The 19,727-nt window shown below is 72.7% G+C and carries 21 protein-coding genes and 1 pseudogene; 12 read left to right on the top strand and 10 right to left on the bottom strand.

Annotated features, from left to right (window positions below; genetic code table 11):
* Positions 1-150 precede the first annotated feature (150 nt).
* The 4 genes and pseudogenes from QCD66_RS33030 to QCD66_RS33015 all read left to right on the top strand — a co-directional run.
* Positions 151-526, top strand: a pseudogene (locus QCD66_RS33030) (DivIVA domain-containing protein); the annotation flags it as partial.
* Between the two features lie 436 nt (positions 527-962).
* Positions 963-1,451 carry an SRPBCC family protein gene (locus QCD66_RS33025; protein ID WP_375735062.1) on the top strand — a complete coding sequence of 163 codons (489 nt, stop codon included), beginning with the start codon at positions 963-965 and terminating at the stop codon, positions 1,449-1,451.
* A gap of 160 nt (positions 1,452-1,611) precedes the next feature.
* Positions 1,612-2,202: a DNA-3-methyladenine glycosylase I gene (locus tag QCD66_RS33020; RefSeq protein WP_364211446.1), complete on the top strand. Its 591-nt coding sequence runs from the start codon at positions 1,612-1,614 to the stop codon at positions 2,200-2,202.
* 4 nt (positions 2,203-2,206) lie between these two features.
* Positions 2,207-2,788: a hypothetical protein gene (locus QCD66_RS33015; RefSeq protein ID WP_364211449.1), complete on the top strand. Its 582-nt coding sequence runs from the start codon at positions 2,207-2,209 to the stop codon at positions 2,786-2,788.
* Between the two features lie 106 nt (positions 2,789-2,894).
* On the opposite strand, the gene QCD66_RS33010 is transcribed toward QCD66_RS33015, so the two are convergent.
* Positions 2,895-3,686: an enoyl-CoA hydratase-related protein gene (locus tag QCD66_RS33010; RefSeq protein ID WP_375735063.1), complete on the bottom strand. Its 792-nt coding sequence runs from the start codon at positions 3,684-3,686 to the stop codon at positions 2,895-2,897.
* Positions 3,687-3,689: 3 nt separating this feature from the next.
* Positions 3,690-4,508, bottom strand: a complete 819-nt coding sequence (locus QCD66_RS33005) for a PaaX family transcriptional regulator C-terminal domain-containing protein (RefSeq protein ID WP_357535648.1) — start codon at positions 4,506-4,508, stop codon at positions 3,690-3,692.
* Positions 4,509-4,701: 193 nt separating this feature from the next.
* Between QCD66_RS33005 and QCD66_RS33000 the strand changes: the two genes are divergently transcribed.
* Positions 4,702-4,869, top strand: a complete 168-nt coding sequence (locus QCD66_RS33000) for a DUF3117 domain-containing protein (protein ID WP_007455245.1) — start codon at positions 4,702-4,704, stop codon at positions 4,867-4,869.
* Between the two features lie 77 nt (positions 4,870-4,946).
* A complete protein-coding gene (locus QCD66_RS32995) occupies positions 4,947-6,410 on the top strand; it encodes a leucyl aminopeptidase (RefSeq protein WP_364211457.1) in 1,464 nt (487 codons plus the stop codon).
* Between the two features lie 63 nt (positions 6,411-6,473).
* Here the strand turns inward: QCD66_RS32995 and QCD66_RS32990 are convergent, their stop codons facing one another.
* Entirely contained in the window at positions 6,474-7,043 is a 570-nt protein-coding gene (locus tag QCD66_RS32990) for an O-methyltransferase (protein ID WP_357535695.1), read from the bottom strand.
* Between the two features lie 294 nt (positions 7,044-7,337).
* On the opposite strand from QCD66_RS32990, the gene QCD66_RS32985 reads away from it, so the two are divergent.
* Together QCD66_RS32985 and QCD66_RS32980 are read left to right on the top strand one after the other, a co-directional pair.
* Entirely contained in the window at positions 7,338-8,669 is a 1,332-nt protein-coding gene (locus QCD66_RS32985; protein WP_375735088.1) for a S1C family serine protease, read from the top strand.
* A 72-nt stretch (positions 8,670-8,741) separates the two neighbouring features.
* The gene (locus QCD66_RS32980) at positions 8,742-9,206 is read left to right on the top strand and encodes a preprotein translocase subunit TatB (protein WP_375735064.1); all 465 of its coding nucleotides are present in this window, start codon (positions 8,742-8,744) and stop codon (positions 9,204-9,206) included.
* Positions 9,207-10,031: 825 nt separating this feature from the next.
* On the opposite strand, the gene QCD66_RS32975 is transcribed toward QCD66_RS32980, so the two are convergent.
* From QCD66_RS32975 to QCD66_RS32965, 3 genes are all read right to left on the bottom strand, one after another.
* Positions 10,032-11,174: an Mrp/NBP35 family ATP-binding protein gene (locus QCD66_RS32975; protein ID WP_364211463.1), complete on the bottom strand. Its 1,143-nt coding sequence runs from the start codon at positions 11,172-11,174 to the stop codon at positions 10,032-10,034.
* Positions 11,175-11,461: 287 nt separating this feature from the next.
* Positions 11,462-12,052, bottom strand: coding sequence for a DUF1003 domain-containing protein (locus QCD66_RS32970; protein WP_364211466.1), 591 nt, complete (start codon positions 12,050-12,052; stop codon positions 11,462-11,464).
* Complete coding sequence (locus QCD66_RS32965) at positions 12,045-13,334, bottom strand: magnesium transporter MgtE N-terminal domain-containing protein (RefSeq protein WP_364211469.1); 1,290 nt, start codon at positions 13,332-13,334, stop codon at positions 12,045-12,047. The genes QCD66_RS32970 and QCD66_RS32965 overlap by 8 nt, the downstream gene beginning before the upstream one ends.
* A gap of 141 nt (positions 13,335-13,475) precedes the next feature.
* On the opposite strand from QCD66_RS32965, the gene QCD66_RS32960 reads away from it, so the two are divergent.
* Complete coding sequence (locus QCD66_RS32960; protein WP_364211472.1) at positions 13,476-14,345, top strand: PhzF family phenazine biosynthesis protein; 870 nt, start codon at positions 13,476-13,478, stop codon at positions 14,343-14,345.
* Between the two features lie 20 nt (positions 14,346-14,365).
* On the opposite strand, the gene QCD66_RS32955 is transcribed toward QCD66_RS32960, so the two are convergent.
* Positions 14,366-14,890: a hypothetical protein gene (locus QCD66_RS32955; RefSeq protein WP_375735065.1), complete on the bottom strand. Its 525-nt coding sequence runs from the start codon at positions 14,888-14,890 to the stop codon at positions 14,366-14,368.
* On the bottom strand, positions 14,874-15,677 hold the full coding sequence (locus QCD66_RS32950) for an HAD family hydrolase (RefSeq protein ID WP_375735066.1): 804 nt from the start codon (positions 15,675-15,677) through the stop codon (positions 14,874-14,876). The genes QCD66_RS32955 and QCD66_RS32950 overlap by 17 nt, the downstream gene beginning before the upstream one ends.
* A gap of 115 nt (positions 15,678-15,792) precedes the next feature.
* Between QCD66_RS32950 and QCD66_RS32945 the strand changes: the two genes are divergently transcribed.
* Both QCD66_RS32945 and QCD66_RS32940 read left to right on the top strand, forming a co-directional pair.
* Positions 15,793-16,740: a DMT family transporter gene (locus QCD66_RS32945; protein ID WP_375735067.1), complete on the top strand. Its 948-nt coding sequence runs from the start codon at positions 15,793-15,795 to the stop codon at positions 16,738-16,740.
* 115 nt (positions 16,741-16,855) lie between these two features.
* Positions 16,856-17,812: an HpcH/HpaI aldolase/citrate lyase family protein gene (locus QCD66_RS32940; RefSeq protein ID WP_375735068.1), complete on the top strand. Its 957-nt coding sequence runs from the start codon at positions 16,856-16,858 to the stop codon at positions 17,810-17,812.
* Here QCD66_RS32940 and QCD66_RS32935 read toward each other — a convergent pair.
* Positions 17,809-18,267, bottom strand: a complete 459-nt coding sequence (locus QCD66_RS32935) for a DUF4190 domain-containing protein (protein ID WP_375735069.1) — start codon at positions 18,265-18,267, stop codon at positions 17,809-17,811. The genes QCD66_RS32940 and QCD66_RS32935 overlap by 4 nt on opposite strands.
* Positions 18,268-18,283: 16 nt before the next feature.
* Complete coding sequence (locus tag QCD66_RS32930; protein ID WP_364211486.1) at positions 18,284-18,712, bottom strand: DUF4190 domain-containing protein; 429 nt, start codon at positions 18,710-18,712, stop codon at positions 18,284-18,286.
* A gap of 138 nt (positions 18,713-18,850) precedes the next feature.
* Here QCD66_RS32930 and QCD66_RS32925 point away from each other — a divergent pair, with 138 nt between their 5' ends.
* The gene (locus tag QCD66_RS32925) at positions 18,851-19,687 is read left to right on the top strand and encodes an SDR family NAD(P)-dependent oxidoreductase (RefSeq protein ID WP_357543687.1); all 837 of its coding nucleotides are present in this window, start codon (positions 18,851-18,853) and stop codon (positions 19,685-19,687) included.
* The last annotated feature ends 40 nt before the right edge of the window (positions 19,688-19,727 follow it).

Here is a 19,727-nt window from a genome sequence, read left to right as displayed (position 1 = left end):
GCATCCGACCGGTCCCCCGGCGCCTCCTTGATCGACAACTGTGAAGGCCCGGCTGGCCCGCGCCGGCACGCTCGGCTTTCGCCGGTCCGGCACCCGCTCGTGGGGTGGCGGGGTCGCCCCGCACCGGTCGCACGTGCCACGATCCTTGTCATGGGTCAGTTTCTGCTCCTTCTGGTCGTGGCGTTGACGGTCGGTGCGGTCGTCTTCGGCGTGACGGTTCTCGTCTCCGGTGGCGACCAGGGCCTCGCGCCCGCCGAGCCGGACGGTCGCGCCGTCCCGTTACCCGGCACCCGGCCGCTGATCGAGGGCGACGTCGCCGAGGCCCGCTTCGACACCGCCCTGCGCGGTTACCGGATGGAGCAGGTCGACCAGGCGTTGCGCCGGGCCGCCTACGACATCGGCTACAAGGACGAGCTGATCGGTGTGCTGGAGGCCGAGGTCATCGCGTTGCGCGACGGCCGCACGGCTGATGCCGACCTGCTGCGTCAGGCCCGGGAGGCGGCGCTCGGTCCGGCCGCGGCCGGCGGCGCCGGCTCCGGTGCCACCGTGCCCGGCTCCGGTCTCGCGAAGGCCGGCTCCGTCGACGCGGGCCAGTCCGGGGCAGCCGCGCCGAAGGGTGCCGCCGTGGCGCTCCTCGACCCGCCGGCCGACCGGACCTCGACCGGCGACACCGGCCCGTCCGCGGCCGCCGATGACGTCGCCGCGTCGACCCCGGCCGGGGCCGGCGGCACCGCCGACACCGACGCGATCGCGGCCGCCCGCTCCGGCGACACCGACGAGGACGCCGCCGGCAAGGCCGCGGCCAGCGAGGACGCCGGCGGCAGGGCCACGGCCGACAACGGTACGTCCGGCGACGACGCCACGGGCGCCGCCCGTGACGACACCGCCGACGCCCGCGCCGCCGAGGCGACGGAAACCGGTCCCGACCCGGCTGACAGCGGCAGGGCTGCCGTGGACCGCAAGTGAGTGGATCCGGCGACCCACAGGAGTCGGCGCAACCGGGGGCAGGGGAGGTCACGGCGACCGTCATCGTCAACGCCCCCGCCGAACGGGTCTACGCGGCCTTCACCGCCTGGGATCGGCAGTCCGACTGGATCCCGTTCACCACGGTGCGGGTGATCGAGGGCGACGGCGGCGAGGGCAGCCTGATCGAGGCGGTCACCGCGGTCGGCCCGGCGGTGCTCCGCGACCGGATGCGGGTCGCCCGGCTCGACCCGCCTTACGAGGTCCAGGTCGTCCACCTCGGGCGGGTGCTGCGCGGGCCGGGAGTGCTGCGCTGCACCCAGATGGAGCACGACCGCACCCAGGTGGTCTGGCACGAGTGGTTCCACCTGCCCGGTGGTGTGGCGGGGCGGGTGGCGTGGCCGGTGATGTGGCCGGGGTCCAAGGTCAGCCTCACCCGGGCCCTGAAGAAGTTCGGCCGGCTCGTGGAGACCGGCGTCCTGCCCTGACCGCAGCCGTCCGACCCGGCGTCGACATTCCCGCCGGCGGCAGTCCCGTGGCACGCAGCACGCACCCGCGGGCCACACACCCCCGGAGCACCCGCGGCGCACGCGTCTGCCCTGAGCACGGCTTCGGGCCGGTGTCGTGGCGCCGACCTAGAGTGGTCCGGTGACAGACCTGGTGATCGGTGCCGACGGGCTCGCCCGGTGCGGCTGGGGCGGTAGCACCCCTGACTACGCGGCCTACCACGACGACGAGTGGGGGCGGCCGGTCCACGGCGACGACGCCCACTTCGAACGGCTCACCCTGGAAGCCTTCCAGTCCGGGCTGTCCTGGCTGACCATCCTGCGCAAGCGGGCCGCCTTCCGGACCGCCTTCGACGGCTTCCAGATCAAGACGGTCGCCGGCTACGACGACTCCGACGTCGTCCGGCTGCTGGCCGACGCCGGCATCGTGCGTAACCGGGCCAAGATCGAGGCGGCCATCGTCAACGCCCGGGCCGCCGCCGATCTGCCCGACGGCCTTGCCAGCCTGCTGTGGTCGTACGCGCCGCCGCCACGGGCCGGGCGTCCGGCCGGGTTCGCCGACGTACCCGCCGTGACGCCCGAGTCGACGGCGATGGCGAAGGAGCTGAAGAGGCGCGGCTTCCGCTTCGTGGGGCCCACCACGTCGTACGCCCTGATGCAGGCCATCGGGATGGTCGACGATCACCTGCTCGGCTGTCACGTCGGGCCGGCCACACGCGGCGTGATGGGATGAGGGCATGAGCGCCTGGGCGGTGACGATTCCCGAGGGCCGGTTCGCGGCCGAACGCCTTTACCACCATGAAACGCTGGAGTTGACCGGTCTCGACAGCCGGCTGCGCCCCGGCGTCGGTGACCCGGTGCTGGTGGTGAGCGAGGAGAGAAAGCCGCAGGTGGTGGCCCTCGGCCGGGTCACGCAACCGGCCGGTGCCGGGGTGCCGACCGATCCCGACGATCCGGAGTCGGACACGGGCGAGGCCACGCTGGTGGTGACGTACACCCGGCGGGCCTTCGACGAGCCGGTGCCGGCCGATCCGGTCGTCGTGGACGGGCCGGTGGTGGAGATCGACCGGGCGACGTACGACGAGGTCGCCGGGCGGTTCGCTCCACAGCCCGACCGGCGGACCTGGCTGGTGAGCCTGGACCTGCCGATCGAGGCGTCGACGCCGGCCGAGGCCGTCCGGATCTTCTGGTCCTACGTGGCCGAGCTGGGCCCGCGCGAGCTGCCGACGTTCGTCTCCCCGTCCAGCGACGAGCTGGCGATGCAGGCTTTCGTCCTCGGCGAGGAGGCCAACCAGGACCCCGAGGAAGACGACGACTAGCCCGCTCGCGTTCCAAGATTCGCGTGATCAGGGACCTGGCCGGGCGGGCGCGCCGACGACACGCCCGTGCCGGCCCCTGATCACCGCGATCTTGTGAGAAGTGCGGTCAGCGGCCTTCGAAGACGGGCTTGTCCTTGTTGACGAAGGCGAGGGTGGCGTTGCGGTGGTCGGCCGTACGGCCACAGATCGTCTGTGCCTCCGCCTCGGCGGCCAGCGCGTCGGACAGCGTTCCCGCGTCGCCGATGGACAGCTCACGCTTGATCGCCCCGTACGCCACGGTCGGCCCGGCCGCGAGCTGCGCCGCGAACTCCTGGGCGACCGGCAGCACCTGCTCGTCGTCGTCGACCAGCCGGGTGAGCAGCCCGAGCCGCTCGGCCTGTGCCGCGTCGACCGGCTCGGCCAGCATCAGCAGCTCGACCGCCTTGGCGTGACCCACCAGCCGCGGCAGCGACCACGAGGCACCGGTGTCGGCGGCGAGGCCGACGTTGGCGAAGGCCATCACGAACTTCGTACGCGGTCCACCGATGCGGAAATCGGACAGGAAGGCCAGGCCGGCGCCGGCCCCGGCGGCCGTGCCCCGTACCGCCGCGACCACCGGCTTGGGCAGGTGCGCCAGCCGGGCCGCGATCGGGTTGTAGTGCGTGCGGACGGTGTCCAGCGGGTCGGATCCGCCGGCCGTGAGGGTGTCGACGTGTTCGCGCAGGTCCTGCCCGGCGCAGAAGGCGCGGCCCGAACCGGCCAGCACCACCGCGCGGCAGCTCCGGTCGCCCTCCAGGCTGGCCAGCGCGTCCCGCAGCGCCTCCTTCAGCGCGGTGTCGAGCGCGTTGAGCGCGTCGGGCCGGTTGAGGGTCAGGGTGACCACTCCGTCGGCGCGGTCGACGAGCAGCGGCTCAGTCATGGTTCAGGTGCCCTTCTGTCGGGTCGGCCGGGTGCAGGCGTCGAGGCACTGGTCGACGTAGCGGTCCGCGGCCGGCCGCAGCCGGGCGGCGTGCCGGTCGAAGAACGCCGCGGCGCTGGTGCCGGGCCACCGTTCGGGCAGCAGCGCCGGAGGGAGCTGCGGGTCCCGGAACAGGAAGGTACGCCAGGCGTGCACGAGCCGGAACCGGGCGGCGTACGCCTCCTCGTCGTCGCTGCGTACGGTGATCGCGGCGAGGAGGGGCCGCTGCTCGGCGATGAATCCCTCGTACGCCTCACCGATCTCGCCGAGGTCCCAGGCCTGGCGGACGACGGCCATCGCGCCCGTGGTGCCGGCGGCGTGGGTGGCGGTGAAGCGCTCGAACCGGACGCCGGACTCGGTCAGCACCACGTCGATGTCCTCGCCGGGCCGGGTGGCCACCCAGGTGCCCTCGGTGAGCATGCCGTAGCCGAGGAAGGTGAGGTTGGAGTTCAGCCGGAGCCGGTCGCGGCGGTTGGCGGGTACCTCTAGGGTGATCAGATCGAACCGGCCGTCCCAACCGATCTTGGTGGTCCGGTAGATCCGGGCGGCGGCCTCGTCCAAACGGCGGGCGGCCTTCGGGGTGAGTAGGTAGCCGGGTCCGGCGGAAAGTCTGAGCGGATGGAGCCAGCCCTGGCGGACCATACGGGAGACTGCGGTGCGTACGGCCGGGGGTGCGATCCCGAGCGGTGCGAGCAGCTTGACCAGCGCGGCGACCGGTGCGCGGCCACCTCTCGGGCGGAGGTGGTCGCCGTAGAGGTCGAAGAGCGCCGACCGTGCCTGCATGACCGCACATTGTGACAGCGAACGGCAGGTTATGCTAGATGTTGTCACATCAATGCTGGTTCGGTTTGGGTCCGGCGGGTTTCATCAGGGAAAATCGTTGGTCGGCACCGCGGGCCGTGTAGTGCGGTGCCTGCGAAACGAAGTGGCTGTGGGGCAACCCACCGACCCTGGTGTAGGTCTGAGGGGAGACAACATGGCGGCGATGAAGCCGCGGACCGGAGACGGTCCGCTGGAGGTCACCAAGGAGGGCCGGGGCATCGTCATGCGTGTTCCGCTCGAGGGTGGTGGCCGGCTCGTCGTTGAGATGACGCCCGACGAGGCCAATGCGCTCGGTGATGCGCTGAAGGCTGCCGCCGGCTGATAACCACGAGGCCCGCCGGCACGGCACTGCCGTACCGGCGGGCCTTCTATGCACAAAGACCTGGAGGTCATCGCACCGTGCTCGCCATCCGACTCGCGGTGGATCCGGACCTGTCCGGTGTGGTCGCGCTGCCCGTGGGTGCCGCGGACGACGACGGCCGGGCGGCGCTCCTCGCGCCGTTGCCGGGCGTGCCCGACGACCTGGTGGCGGAGGCCGCCGCGCTGATCGAGCAGGTCGAGCACGACGGGGCGCCGGGGGTGGTGCACCAGTTGCCCCGGCCGCTGCGCACGCCGTACCGGTTGCTGTTGGTCGGCGTCGGGGACGGTGGAGAGGGCGGATGGCGGGCCGCCGGTGCGGCGATCGCTCGATCCGCGGCAAGTGAGACATACGTCACGACTGTCACGCCTGTCGATGTGTCCGTGGGTGTGCTCCGCGGGCTCGCCGAAGGGCTCTGGCTCGGGTCCTACCGGTACCGGCTGACCGACGAGTCGGCGGGCGACGGAAAGACCCTGACCGAGGTGGTCGTGGCGGTGAACGACGCCGACCGTTTCCGGCCGACGCTCGCCGCCGCGCGGATCACCGCCGAGGCCACCCGGCTCGCCCGGGACCTCACCAACACGCCGTCGTCGGTGAAGAACCCGGCCTGGTTCGCCGACCGGGTGACCGAAGCCGCCGCCGGCACCGGGCTCGGCATCACCGTCCGCGAACCGGACCAACTCGCGGCCGAGGGCTTCGGCGGCATCCTCGCCGTCGGCAAGGGCTCCGCGCAGGGGCCCCGGTTGGTCGAAGTCGAGTGGCGGCCGCCCGCGGCGACCCGGCACGTCGTACTCGTCGGCAAGGGCATCACCTTCGACACCGGCGGCGTCTCGATCAAGCCCCGCGAGGGCATGAAACTGATGCGCAAGGACATGGGCGGAGCGGCCGCCGTCGTCGCCGCGGCCATCGGCGCCGCCCGGCTCGAACTGCCCGTACGCGTCACCGCGCTCGCCCCGCTCGCCGAGAACATGGTCAGCGGCTCGGCGTTCCGCCCCGGCGACGTCATCGCGCACTACGGCGGCACGACCAGCGAGACGACGAACTCCGATGCCGAAGGCCGGCTGGTCCTCGCCGACGCCATCGCGTACGCCGTCGACCGGCTCGCCCCCGACCTGATCATCGACCTCGCCACCCTGACCGGCGCCAACGCCGTCGCGCTCGGCAAGCGCACCGCCGCGCTCTACAGCGACAGCGACGAACTGGCCGAGTCGATGGTCGACGCCGCCGCCGAAGCCGGCGAGTTCGCCTGGCGGATGCCGCTGGTCGGCGACTACGTCGAATACCTCGGCAGCGAGATCGCCGACTACTACAGCGCGCCCGAACGCGGCGCCGGATCGGTCACCGCCGCGCTCTACCTGCGCGAGTTCACCGGTGACCTGCACGACCGCTGGGTGCACATCGACATGTCCGCCCCGTCGTGGGCGGACAGCGACGACCGCGAGCTGAGCAAGGGAGCCACCGGGTGGGGCGTGCGGACCCTGCTCCGCTGGCTCTCCCGGCCGTAGCGCTCTCCCGGCTCCAGCGCCGTTCCGGCGCGTCGCACAGCGCGGAGGCGCTGTGCGACGCCCCTAGCGCTTCACCGCGGTCAGCAGTCCGGCGCCCGCCGGGAGCAGCGCGGGAATCCACTCCTCCGACTCCCGTACGGCCTTGACCACCTCGCGCACCGCGACCGTCTCCAGGTCGCGGGCCGCCGGGTCGGCGATCCGCCCGCCGGCCAGCGCACCGTGCACCGCCAACACCCCGCCCGGGCGCAGCAACCGCAACGCCGCGTCCACGCACGGGGCGTACTCGGCGGTGTCGGCGTCGACGAAGACCATGTCGTAGACCCCGTCGGCCAGCCGCGGCAGCACGTCCAACGCCCGCCCGGTGATGATCCGGGTACGGCCGGCCACGAAGCCGGCCTCCACGAAGATCCGGCGGGCGATCCGCTGGTGCTCGTGCTCCAGGTCGATGGTGGTGAGCACCCCGTCGGGGCGCATGCCGCGCATCAGCCACACCCCACTGACACCCGTACCGGTGCCGATCTCGACGACCGCCCGGGCGTTCCCGGCCGCCGCCAACAGGCGCAGCAGCGCGCCGGTGCCGGGCGTCACGGCGTCGAGGCCGACCTCCTGGGCCAGGCTTCGGGCCGTACGCAGGACGACGTCCTCCGCGACGTATGTCTCGGTGAACTGGACGGCCTGGGCAGTCGTCGCGGCGGCTGAGCCGGCAACCGTGGCGATGGGACACCTCCAGCGGCGGGGGTGGGCGGACGAGGCTGGGTAGAGCCTAGATCCGGTGGTACAGGATTGGCAGTCAGGACATGGGTGGCCGACGAAGCCGTGCGGGATCCGCCGACCGGCTATCGAGCATCCATGCAATCCTGGAGGCGGGCCGGGGCCCTCCGGGGCGGTTCGCCGCCGGCGTGGCGCACCCGGGCTCCGGGGATGGGACTGGGAGGCACCAACGTGACCGACGGCTGGAACTGGCGCCAGCCTGACGGGAACGCGACTTCGGCATACCCGCCGGCGCCGCCGCCGTCAGCAAACCCGACCAGCGCCGCGGGCGCGAACTCCTCGCCCTGGTGGTCCGACGCCCTGCACGACCCGTGGCGCGACCCGCAGGCGCCGACGGCGATCGTCGTGAACCCCGTACCCGCCCCCGGCACCCCCGGCCCCGAACCGGTCGTCGACCCGGACGCGCCGCGTCCCCGTGGCCTCGGCCGGGTCATGCTGGTCTCGCTCGTCACCGCCCTGCTCGCCGGCATGCTCGGCGGCGCGATCGGCTACGTCGCCGCCGTCCGCGGCGGCCTCGGCGGCGGTACGGTGCTCGGCGCCCCGACCGGCGGACAGGCGCCGGCCGCCGCCCAGCGTCCGCCCGAATCACTGGCCGGCGTCGCCGAACGGTTGCTGCCGAGCGTGGTGACCGTACAGGCCAGGACCGGGCGGGGAGTCAGCGTCGGGTCCGGGTTCGTCGCCACCGCCGACGGCTACGTCATCACCAACGACCACGTGGTCGAGGACAGCACCGGCCCGGCCACCGTGGTCTTCGACGACGGCAGCACGGCCAGCGGCCCGGTCGTCGGGCAGGACCCGGAATCCGACATCGCCGTAATCAAGATCGACCGGAGCGGACTGGTGCCGGTCGAGTTCGGCGACTCGGACGCCCTCGCCGTCGGCGACCCGGTGTTGGCCATCGGCTCGCCGCTGTCGCTGGCCAACACGGTCACCGCCGGCATCGTCAGCGCCCTCGACCGGACCATCCAGGCCGGCGAACCCGGCGGCCAGGTGCGCTACTACGCGGCGATCCAGACCGACGCCGCCGTCAACCAGGGCAACTCCGGCGGTCCGCTCGTCGACTCCGCCGGCCGGGTCGTCGGCGTCAACTCGGTGATCAAGTCCCTGGCCGCCGACGAGGAGACGGCCGGCAACATCGGCCTCGCCTTCGCCATCCCGATCAACCAGGCCAAGCGCGTCGCGCAGGACATCATCGACACCGGCAAGCCACGCCGTACCGTGATCGGCGCCCAGGTCGGCGGCGGCCGGGCCCCCGGTGGGGCCGGCGGCGTACGACTCTCGTCCGTCGAACCCGGCGGACCGGCCGAAAGCGCCGGGCTGCGCGGCGGCGACGTCGTGCTCAAACTCGACGGGCGCCCGCTGGCCGAGGCGACCGACCTGATCGCCCTGGTACGCAAGTACGCGCCCGGCTCGGTCGTCACCGTCGAATACCGGCGCGGCACCGCCCAGCAGACGGCATCCGTCACCCTGGCCGCCGACGTCAAGTAACGACCGTTCACCCCCTGCCGGACCGGGGATGACGTGCGTACTCTGGCCGGGAGCGACGAGGAGGGCGGGACCGTGTTCGAGAACCTGAACTGGTGGGAGATCGGAGCCCTGCTGCTCCTGGCCCTGTTGATCTTCGGTGACCGGCTGCCCAACGTGATCAACGACGGCCTGCGCATGCTGCGCAACCTCCGCCAGATGGCCACCAACGCCACCGGCGACCTCAGCCGCGAACTCGGCACCGACATCCAGCTCGAAGACCTCCACCCGAAGGCGTTCATCCGCAAGCACGTCCTCAGCGAGGAAGACGAGGCCCTGCTGCGCAAGCCGCTCCAGTCGGCGTACGAAAACGTCCGCTCCGACCTGACCGGTGTGCACGACGAACTGAAGGATGTCGCCAGCGCGGCCGACCTGAGAAAGTCGGCCACCAGCCTGCAGAAGCCGAGGCTCACCAAGTCGGCCACCCGCACCGCCGAAGCCAACGGCACCGCGGCCGCCCCGGCACCGGCCACCCGGTCGTTCGACGTCGACGCGACGTGATTCATTGGTCCTCGCTGAGCTGATTGGTCCTCGCTCCGCTCGGACGGCTCGCTCCGCTTCGCGCCGCCTGAATGCACCGTCTTCACCCTGCGGGCATGACGGCTTCGCCGCATGTCCTCGGGCTCCAGACGGTGCGGCGGCGCTCGGTCGACTCGCGACCTGGGTTGCGTCAGGGCTGTCCGTCGATTGCTTCGCCGAACCTTGCGGTTACAGGTCCACAACTGCACCCGGCAACCGTTGGCGGTGAAGCCGCCGCTGACGTCCGCGGTGGGTTCGGGACCCCCGCCGGCGCACCATCTAACGGTCGGAACCCTCGCGGCCGTGTCCGGGCGAGGGGCAAGCAGACCCGGGGGCACCTTGCCTGGCCGACGTGGGCGGTGACGTTGATCTGGGCGGGAGGGACCTTACCCGGGCTGGATAAGGTCCCTCCCGCCCAGATCAACAACGATTGCTGGCCGTAGTTCCGGCAAATCCGGCAGGGGCTGGTTGGGCGCCCCTCGTGCCTCGGGCCTCGGGTCGGGCGGTCGTGCCTGCGGCCACCCCGAGCCGGGCGGCCATGTCTACGGCCACCCCGTGTCGGTGGTGCACCTGGGCGGGGCGGCCGGCGATAAGCGGTAAGGCCCCGGCGAAGCAATCGGCGGACAGGTGTGACCGCAACTCACGTCGCGAGTCGACCGAGCGCCGCCGCACCGTCCGGAGCCCGAGGACCGCGCCGCGAAGCGGTCGCGGCCCGCAGGGCGAAGACGGTGCATTCACGCGGCGCGAAGCGGAGCGAGCCAGCCCTCGCGGAGCGAGGGCCAGCCAGCTCAGCGAGGGCCAATCAGCTCAGCTGGGGCGGAGGCCCAGGGGCTTGCCGATCAGGGATTCGCGCCGTACGGCGAGCCGGTCGGCGACCCCCTGCAGGGCCAGTGCGGCGGGTGCGGTCGGCTCGGCGAGCACGATCGGCGTGCCGGCGTCGCCGGCTTCGCGTACGCGGGTGTCGAGCGGGATCTGGCCGAGCAGCGGGACCTGGGCGCCCACGACGCGGGTCAGCGAGTCGGCGACGGTGGCTCCGCCGCCGGCGCCGAAGACCTCCATGCGGCTGCCGTCGGGCAGTTCGAGCCAGGACATGTTCTCGACCACGCCGACGAGACGCTGGTGGGTCTGCAGCGCGATCGCGCCGGCGCGTTCGGCGACTTCGGCGGCGGCGGTCTGCGGGGTGGTGACGACGAGGATCTCGGCGTTGGGCAGGAGTTGGGCGAGTGAGATGGCGACGTCGCCGGTGCCGGGCGGCAGGTCGAGCAGGAGTACGTCGAGGTCGCCCCAGTAGACGTCGGCGAGGAACTGCTGGAGGGCGCGGTGCAGCATGGGGCCGCGCCAGACGACGGCCGCGTTGCCGGCGGTGAACATGCCGATGGAGATGACCTTCACGCCGTGCGCCTGCGGCGGCATGATCATGTCTTCGACCCGGGTGGGGCGCCCGTCCGCGCCGAGCATGCGGGGGACGGAGTGGCCGTAGATGTCGGCGTCGACGACCCCGACGGAGAGGCCGCGGGCGGCGAGTGCGGCGGCCAGGTTGACGGTGACGCTGGACTTGCCGACGCCGCCCTTGCCGCTGGCGACCGCGTAGACGCGGGTGCGGGAGCCGGGCTGGGCGAAGGGGATGACGGGCTCTTCGGTGGCGCCGCCGCCACGGAGCCTGGCCTGGAGCGACTGCCGCTGTTCGGCGCTCATCACACCGAATTCGATCTCGACCCGTTCGACGCCGGGGACCGCGCCGACGGCGGCGGTGATGTCGGTGCGCAGCTTGTCCTTGAGCGGGCAGCCGGCGACGGTGAGCAGCAGTTCGACCCGTACGACGCCCTCGTCGTCGATCACCGCTGATCGGACCATGCCGAGTTCGGTGATCGGGCGGCGGATCTCCGGGTCGTCGACTGTGGCGAGGGCGGCCTGGATGGCTTCCTCGACGGTGCTCACGGGTGCAGACATGCGGCCATGTTACGTCGGGTGACGAGGGCGATCGGCGGCTGCGGTGGCCGGGTGTGACGAAGGTCGATAGGAGGCCCGGAGCGGCATTATAGGCATCTCGTCCGTCCTGGGCGGCTCTTTGCAAAATGTGGTTTTCAGGCTGGACGCCGTACCCGACCTGGTGCAACGATCGTTGAAGACCGCCGCGCGCCCCGCCCCTTGGGGCGCGCGGCGCCGGTCTTTCCGCCGCCGGCCGGTCTTTCCGCCGCCGGCCAGCTGGCCGACCAGGCTCGACCGGGCGGCGACGCTCAGGGACTGCCGAGTTCGTCGTACGGTTCGTCGAAGCCGTTGCGCGCCGCCCGTGGCGCCGCCCCGCGCATTTCCCGCTGCTGCTGGATGCGTTCCAGCCGCTGGCGGCGCTGCGCCTGCTCGTCGAGTTCCTCGGCGAGCCGGCCGAGTTCGGAACGCAGGAAGTCGCGGGTGGCGACCTCGCCCATGGCGATGCGCAGCGACGCGATCTCCCGGGACAGGTATTCGGTGTCCGCCTTCTGCATCTCGGCGCGCCGCCGGTCCTCTTCCAGCGCCACCCGGTCCCGGTCCGCCTGGCGGTTCTGCGCGAGCAGGATCAACGGTGCCGCGTACGACGCCTGCAGCGACAGGACCAGGGTCAGGAACGTGAACGTGTACGGGTCGAAGCGCAGCGCGGGCGGGGCGAGCACGTTCCAGCCGATCCACAGCAGGATCACCACGGTCATGTAGACGAGGAACTTCGCCGTGCCCATGAACCGGGCGATCCCCTCCGACCAGGCGCCGAACGCCTCGGGGTCGAACCGGGGCATGCTGATGCGGTGGCGTTCGCGCGGCTGGTCGAGCCGTTGCGCGCGGCGCGGCTCAGCCATCGATCCGGCCCTCGGTGCTCGTGGCGGCGGGCCGCGCGGGGGTGGGCGCGTCCCGGTCGCGCCAGTCGGTCGGCAGCGAGTGGTCGAGTACGTCGTCGACGGTGACCGCCCCGACCAGCCGGTTGGCGGCGTCAACGACCGGCATGGCGACCAGGTCGTAGGTGGCCATCCGGCGGGTGATCTCGGGAAGCGGTGTGGCCGGCTGCAACGGGTCGATGCCGTTGTCGACCACCCCGCCGAGCATCTCGGCCGGTGGTTCGCGCAGCAGGCGCTGGAAGTGCACGACGCCGAGGTATTTGCCGGTCGGGGTCGCCATCGGGGCGCGGGCGACGAAGACCTGCGCGGCGACCGCCGGCGGGAGCTGGGGTTCGCGGATGCGGGCCAGGGCCTCGGCGACCGTGGCGTCCGGGGTGAGGATGACGGGCTCGGAGGTCATCACGCTGCCGGCCGTACCCGGTTTGTATTTGAGCAGTTGCCGGACGGGATCGGCCTCGTCGGGCTCCATCAGGTCGAGCAGCACCTCCTGCTCCGGCGGTGGAAGCTCACCCAGCAGGTCGGCGGCGTCGTCGGGGTCCATCTCCTCCAGCACGTCGGCGGCGCGTTCCCGGCCGAGCGCGGCGAGGATCTCCACCTGGTCGTGTTCGGGCAGTTCGCCGAGTACGTCGGCCAGCCGCTCGTCGTCGAGGGCCGCCGCGACCTCGTTGCGCCGGCCGTCCGGCAGGTCCTGGAGCGCGTTGGCGAGGTCGGCGGGGCGCATCTGGTCGAGCACCGCCAGCAGGTTGGCGGTGCCCCGGGTGTCGGGTACGCCGATCAGCCCGCGGACCCGGTCCCAGTCGAGCTGTTGGAGGTGCCCGCGGCGGGCGAGCCGCCCGGTCTGCTCACGTACGGCGACCCGGCTCAGGGACCATTCGCCGATCCGGTTCGCCTCCATGGCGACGTCGACGACGACGCCGGGCCGCTCGGCCGGTTCCATGGTCACCCGCCGGTCGAGGAGGTCTTCGAGCACCAGCAGTTCGTTGGGTCGCTTCTCGAACCGGCGCAGGTTGAGGGTGCCGGTGTTGAGCACGACGGCGTCGCTGTCGATCGAGGTGATCCGGTTGATCGGCAGGAAGATCCGGCGACGCATCGGCATCTCCGCCACCAGGCCGACGACCTGTGGCGGACGGTTGGTGGTGCGCAGCCGTGCCACCGCGTCGCGGACCCGGCCGACCTGGTCGCCGTTGGGGTCGAAGACGGCGAGGCCGGCGAGTCGGGCGATGTACACCCGGTTCCCGATCGTCACGGGTCAAGCCTAGGGGCACCACCACGGATCTTGCTCGGAAGCGGAGCCCGAGGGCGACCCCGCGGGCGACCCCTCGGGTCACCGGTGACCTGCGTGGACACGCTGCGGTCCCGTGGGTCGGACCGCATATCGTTACCGACCATGTCGACCTTGGCGTACGAGATTGTGGACGTCTTCACCGACCGGCCGTTCGCCGGGAATCCGCTTGCCGTCGTCTTCGGCGCCGAGGGCCTGGCGGGCGAGCAGATGCAGGCGATAGCCCAGGAGTTCAACCTGTCCGAGACGGTGTTCGTACTGCCGACGACGCAGGCCGGCGCCACGTACCGGGCCCGGATCTTCACCCCGGAGAAGGAGTTGCCGTTCGCCGGTCATCCGAGTGTCGGCGCCGCCGTCACCTCGGCCCGGCGTGGCCTCTTCGGCAAGGGCCGGGTCACCCAGGAGTGCGAGGCGGGTCTGCTGCCGATCGACGTGTCCGACAACCGGGCCACCCTCACCGGTGCCGCCCCGACGCTCGGGCCGGAACTCGACCCCGAGCCGCTGCTGTCGATCGTGGGGCTGACCCTCGACGACTACGCCGGCCCGGTGCCGCGGGTCGCCGGCTGCGGCCTGGAGTTCCCCTATCTGGCGGTCCGTGCCGACGCGGTCGGCCGGGCCCAGATCGACGTGCCCGGGGCCGAGCGGCTGGGGGTGGAACACGTCAGCGTGCTGGCCTGGTCGGCCGAGGAACGCAGCGCGCACACCCGCGTCTTCGCCCCCGGTACGGGGGTCGTGGAGGATCCGGCCACCGGGTCGGCCGCCCTCGGCATGGGGGTGTGGCTGGTGGCCAGCGGCCTGCTGCCGCCGGACGGCGAGTCGGCGTACGCCGTCCGGCAGGGCGCGGAACTCCGCCGCCCGTCCAGCCTCGACTGCACGGTGGTGGCGGTCGGCGGGGCGGCCGTCTCGGCGACGGTCACCGGGAGTGTGGTCCCGATCGCCCGCGGCGAGATCGCCGTCCCGCCGTTCGTCGGCTGATCCGCCCGCCCGCCGGCGGATCAGCGGCGCCGTACCCGGTGCAGCCGGAACGGTTTCCTGACCTGCCGTGCGGCCGGGGTCGGCCGGGGCGGGGCGGCGAGCGAGTCGTCGGGCAGCGTCGGCCCGGCGGCCAGCGGCTCGCCGGCCGGCGTCAGCCGGTTCAGCGCGCATTCGTCCGCCCAGCGGGCGACCAGGTCGGCGGCGCCGCCGGGGGCGTTGAGCCGTTTCGTCGCGACCTGCGGCGCCACCGTGGCCCACTCGTCGGAGCCGGGCGCGATCCGGGTGACCGTCGCGGGCCAGGTGACGATCTGTCCACCGTGGTCGCCGCGCAGGGTGACCGCCGCGGTGGTGGCTTCGGCGAGTCCGGGTGCGGACTGCTCGCCCGGCCCGCTGACCACGTAGAGGGTGCCGTCGACCGGCAGGCACCACAGGGCCCGGGCGGGGCCGTCGCCGACCGCCACCCACGCCACCGCCGCCTTCTTGACGGCCTCCTCGACCAGCGGTGTCGTCGCGGGGCCGCCTGCCTCGTCAGTCACGCCCTGCATCCTGCCGTACCGGGGTGCGTTCCCGCACGGTCACCGTGACCGGCGACCGGTCGCATCCGCGTGCCGGCAGGGTCGGGCCGACGCGGGGCGGGTGCCGCCGGAGCCCCGGATCCACCATGGTGACGGCGTCGGTGAGGCTGGCCACGATCGGGCCGGTCCAGCCGGCGTCGGCGTTGAACGTCAGGTGCTGGTGCAGGTCGGGGGCGGCCAGCCGGACGGCGGTCATGCCGACCTCGGTCGCCCCGGTCAGTTCGCGGCTGCCGCCGTCGCCGACGTACAGGCACTCTTCGGGCGCGACGTCGAGCCGCTCGCAGGCGGTGAGATACATCCGGGCGGCCGGCTTGCACTCGCCGACCTCGGTCGAGAACACCAGCGTGTCGAGCAGCGTGGCGACCGGCAGGTGCGGCACGTACGCCGCCAGTTCGTACGTGCAGTCGCTGACCAGCGCGGTGCGCAGCCCCCGGTCGCGTACGGCCCGCAGGGCGGCCGCCGCGTCGGCCCGTAACCGGGTCTCGGCCCGCAGGGCGTCGGTGCGGGCGGCGAGTGCGTCGCGCAGGGTGTCGTCGGACGGCCGGGTGCCCATCCGGTCGCAGACGAAGCGCAGGTCGGCCTCTGCCGAGCCGAACATGCCGCTGGCCCTGGTGTAGTAGGTGCGGTCCAGGACGGTGGTGAGCGTCTCCAGGTCGGATCCGAGCATCTGCGCGATCACGGCGTGGCGCGGTCCGCGCCGGACGGCCGTGGTCAGCGTGCCGAAGAAATCGAACAGCACCGCACGGAACGGGGTCATCGGTGAATCAGCCTCCAAGGGGGAGAGGATGGTGCAAACACCGTAGTTGGCTGCTCACGGACAGTGCATCAGGTTGGAGGTGATCATCACTGTCGGCCGATCGGGGCGAATTGGCATGTCAGGATGGGCGATCGTGCACCGGCCGACTGTCGACCCGCTGACCACGGCGTCCATCTCGATCGCCATCATCGCGGTGTCGTCGTCCGCTCCGTTGATCGCGTTCGCCGCCGCGCCCGCGCTCGCGATCGCCTTCTGGCGCAACGGGCTGGCGGTGGCCCTGCTCGGGCCGTTCGCACTGCTGCGGCGGCGGTCCGAACTGCGGGCGCTGGTCCGCGGCGACGGACGCCGGGCCGGAATCTTTTGCGTGCTCGCCGGGCTCGCGCTGGCGGTGCACTTCGCCACCTGGATACCGAGTGCCAAGCTCACCTCGGTGGCGACCGCGACGGCCCTGGTGGCGACCCAGCCGGTATGGCAGGGGCTGATCGCGCTCGGCCAGGGCCGGCGACTGCCCGCCGTCGCGTGGATCGGCATATCGGTGGCGGTGGTGGGGGCGGCGCTGGCCACCGGAGCCGACCTCGGGCTTTCCCCCCAGGCGGTCCTGGGCGACCTGCTCGCGCTCGCCGGGGCCGTCTTCGCCGCGGTCTACACGGCCTTCGGCGAGCAGGCCCGCCAGGCGACCAGCACGGTCACCTACACCATGATCTGCTACGCCACCTGCGGACTGGCCCTGCTGGTGGCCTGCCTGCTGGCCGGAGTGCCGCTGACCGGTTTCTCGAACTCGGCCTGGCTGGCCATTCTCGGCCTGGTCGTGGGTGCCCAACTGCTCGGGCACTCGATGTTCAGCTACGCCCTGCGGAAGGTGTCCGCGACCACGGTGAGCATCCTGATCCTGCTGGAGGTTCCGGCGGCCGCTCTGATCGCGTGGGCCTGGCTGGGGCAGGCGCCCCGGCCGGCGGCGCTGCCCGGCCTGGCCCTGCTGCTGGTCGGCGTCGCGGTCGTCGTACTCGGCGGGAGCCGTGCCGCCCGCCGCCCGGAACCGCCGGTCGCCGACCCGCTGCCCTGAACGACGCCCGGTGCGGTGAGATCCTGCACACCGCGGACCCGGCGTCCGGTCGCCCGGTTACGGTGCCTCTGTCGATCGCCGAGGTGGCGACCGCCCGTGGGAGAAGGAGCCGCTGATGGCCGTAGTCGGACGCCCCCGCCGGTCCTGCCTGGCGGTCCCCGGATCGAGCCGGAAGATGCTCGACAAGGCCCGAGGGCTCCCCGCCGACCAGGTCTTCCTCGACCTGGAGGACGCGGTCGCCCCGCTCGCCAAGCCCGATGCCCGGCGCAACGTCGTCGCGGCCCTCAACGAGGGCGGCTGGGACGGCAAGACCCGGGTCGTACGCGTCAACGACCTCACCACGCCGTGGACGTACCGGGACGTGGTCGAGGTGGTCGAGGGGGCGGGCGCCAACCTCGACTGCGTGATGCTGCCGAAGGTGCAGGCCGCCGGTCACGTCGAGTGGCTCGACCTGACCCTCACCCAGATCGAGAAGGCGCTCGGCCTGCCGGTCGGCGGGATCGGCATCGAGGTGCAGATCGAGAACGCCGCCGGCCTGGTCAACGTCGACGCGATCGCGGCGGCCTCGCCCCGGGTCGAGACGATCATCTTCGGCCCGGCCGACTTCATGGCCTCGATCAACATGAGGTCGCTGGTGGTCGGCGCGCTGCTTCCCGACTATCCGGGCGACCCCTACCACTACATCCTGATGCGCATCCTGATGGCCGCCCGGACGTACGACAAGCAGGCGATCGACGGCCCGTTCCTGCAGATCCGCGACGTCGACGCCTTCCGCGAGGTGGCCCGGCGTTCCGCGGCGCTCGGCTTCGACGGCAAGTGGGTGCTGCACCCCGGCCAGATCGAGGCGGCCAACGAGGTGTACTCGCCCGCGCAGGCCGACTACGACCGTGCCGAACTGATCCTGGACGCCTACGACCACTACACCTCGGAGGCCGGCGGGCGGCTCGGCGCGGTCATGCTCGGTGACGAGATGATCGACGAGGCGTCCCGCAAGATGGCGCTCGTGATCGCGGCGAAGGGCCGGGCGGCCGGCCTGGTGCGTACGTCGGGGTTCACCCCGCCGCGGGACTAGACGCCGGTGGCGAACATCGCGCCGAACATGATCGCGAGGAAGCCGAAGTACGCCACCATGAACAGCAGCAGCACGGCGCTCAGCGCGATCGCGCACCAGCCGACGATCACCCCGGCCAGGGCCAGGCCGTCGCCCTGCTCACCACTGGACCGGATCTCGGCACGGGCCCGATTGCCCAGGTAGACGGCCACACCGCCGATCAGCGGACAGGTGGCCAGGCTGACCAGGGCGATCACCAGTGCGGTGACGGCCAGGGTGTTGGTCGGCCGGGGCGGTGCGAACGGACGGCTCACCGGCCCCGGCCACACCGGCCGGGCCGGCCCCGGCACCGTGCGACCGGCGTCGGCCGGTCCCGGCGGGACCCCCGGTTTGTCGAGGCTGGCCGGTCCCGGCGTCGGCGTGCCGGTCGCACCCGGCGTGCCGGTCGCCTGCGGTTCGCCGTCGGGCTTGTCCACGGTGCGCTCCCGATCGTCAGTAGGTGCTGGTCGTGTCGGCGCTGATGACGAAGGCGATGAGGGCGATGTAGCCGATGGCACCCAGGAGGTACAGCCCGGTGATGACCCAGCCGATGATGATGCCGGCCAGGGCCATGCCGTCACCGGCCTCGCCCCGCTCCCGGATCTGTCGGCGGGCCACGTGTCCGAGGACCGCGCCGACCGGAGCCGAGACGCAGGTCGCCAGACCGATGAGGGAGCAGACCAGCGCGGCGATCGCCATGCCGTTGGTCGGCGGCGGCGTCACCGGGTAGCCGTACTGCGGCGGCGGGGGGTAGCCGGACACCGGGTAGGCGTCCTTGCCGACCGGCTGCCCACTGACCGGGTAGGACGGGTCACCGTAACCCGGCTGTGGCGTCGGCCAGGACGGGTCCGACCAGTTGCCCGGCTGCTGGGGATAGCTCATGGACTCAACTCCGTCATATCGAGGATGCGCCGTCAGGGTAGTCGCCGCCGGCCAGCGGCGGTGTCCGACACCTGGGCACGGGACCGTAACGGCTGGGCGTCGTTGCCGGCGCCGCCGGGACCGGGCAGGATCGGCGGCATGGCTTTCGACGTACGCGCCGGTGGACGGACCAGCGACCTCCTGGCCGGTGACGGCGCCGCCGAGCCCGGCCCGGCGACGCTTCGGCTCGACGGCCGGGTCGCGCTGGTGACCGGAGCGGGCAGCGCCGACGGTATCGGCTACGCCACCGCCCGGCGGTTGCGTGGTCTCGGCGCCCGGGTCGCGATCGTGTCGACCACCCGGCGGATCCACGAACGCGCGGCCGAACTGGACGCGACCGGCTTCGTCGCCGACCTGACCGACGAGGCGGAGGTCGGCGCCCTAGCCGACGCGGTCGCCGAGCAGCTCGGTGACGTCGAGGTGCTGGTCAACAACGCCGGACTGGCCAGCCGGGCCAGCCCCGAGGTGCTGCGCCCGGTCGCCCAGCTGACCTACGACGAGTGGCGGGCCGAGATCGACCGCAACCTGACCACCGCCTTCCTGTGCAGCCGCGCCTTCATCGGCGGGATGGCCGAGCGTGGCTGGGGGCGGATCGTCAACCTGGCCGCCACCGCCGGCGCGGTCAACGCCCTGCCGACCGAGGCGGCGTACGCGGCCGCGAAGGCGGGGGTGATCGGGCTGACCCGGGCACTGGCGATGGAGATGGTCGCCGACGGGGTCACCGTCAACGCGGTCGCGCCGGGCACGATCTACACGGCGGCGTCGACGGTCGCCGAGCTGAAGCAGGGGCTCGGCACACCGGTCGGCCGCCCCGGCACCCCGGACGAGGTGGCCGCGCCGATCGCCTTCCTGTGCTCGCCGGCCGCGTCGTACATCACCGGGCAGATGATCGTGGTCGACGGCGGCAACAGCGTCCGCGAGGCCGAGTTCCGGTGAGCCGGCCGCGCGCCCGCCGGCCGGCGGGCGCGGCTCAGCA

The sequence above is a fragment of the Polymorphospora sp. A560 genome, from assembly GCF_045781765.1.
GTDB classification, from domain to species: Bacteria; Actinomycetota; Actinomycetes; order Mycobacteriales; family Micromonosporaceae; genus Polymorphospora; species Polymorphospora lycopeni.
Note: the sequence above shows the minus strand (reverse complement) of the source record. Positions and strands in the feature narration are given on the sequence as shown.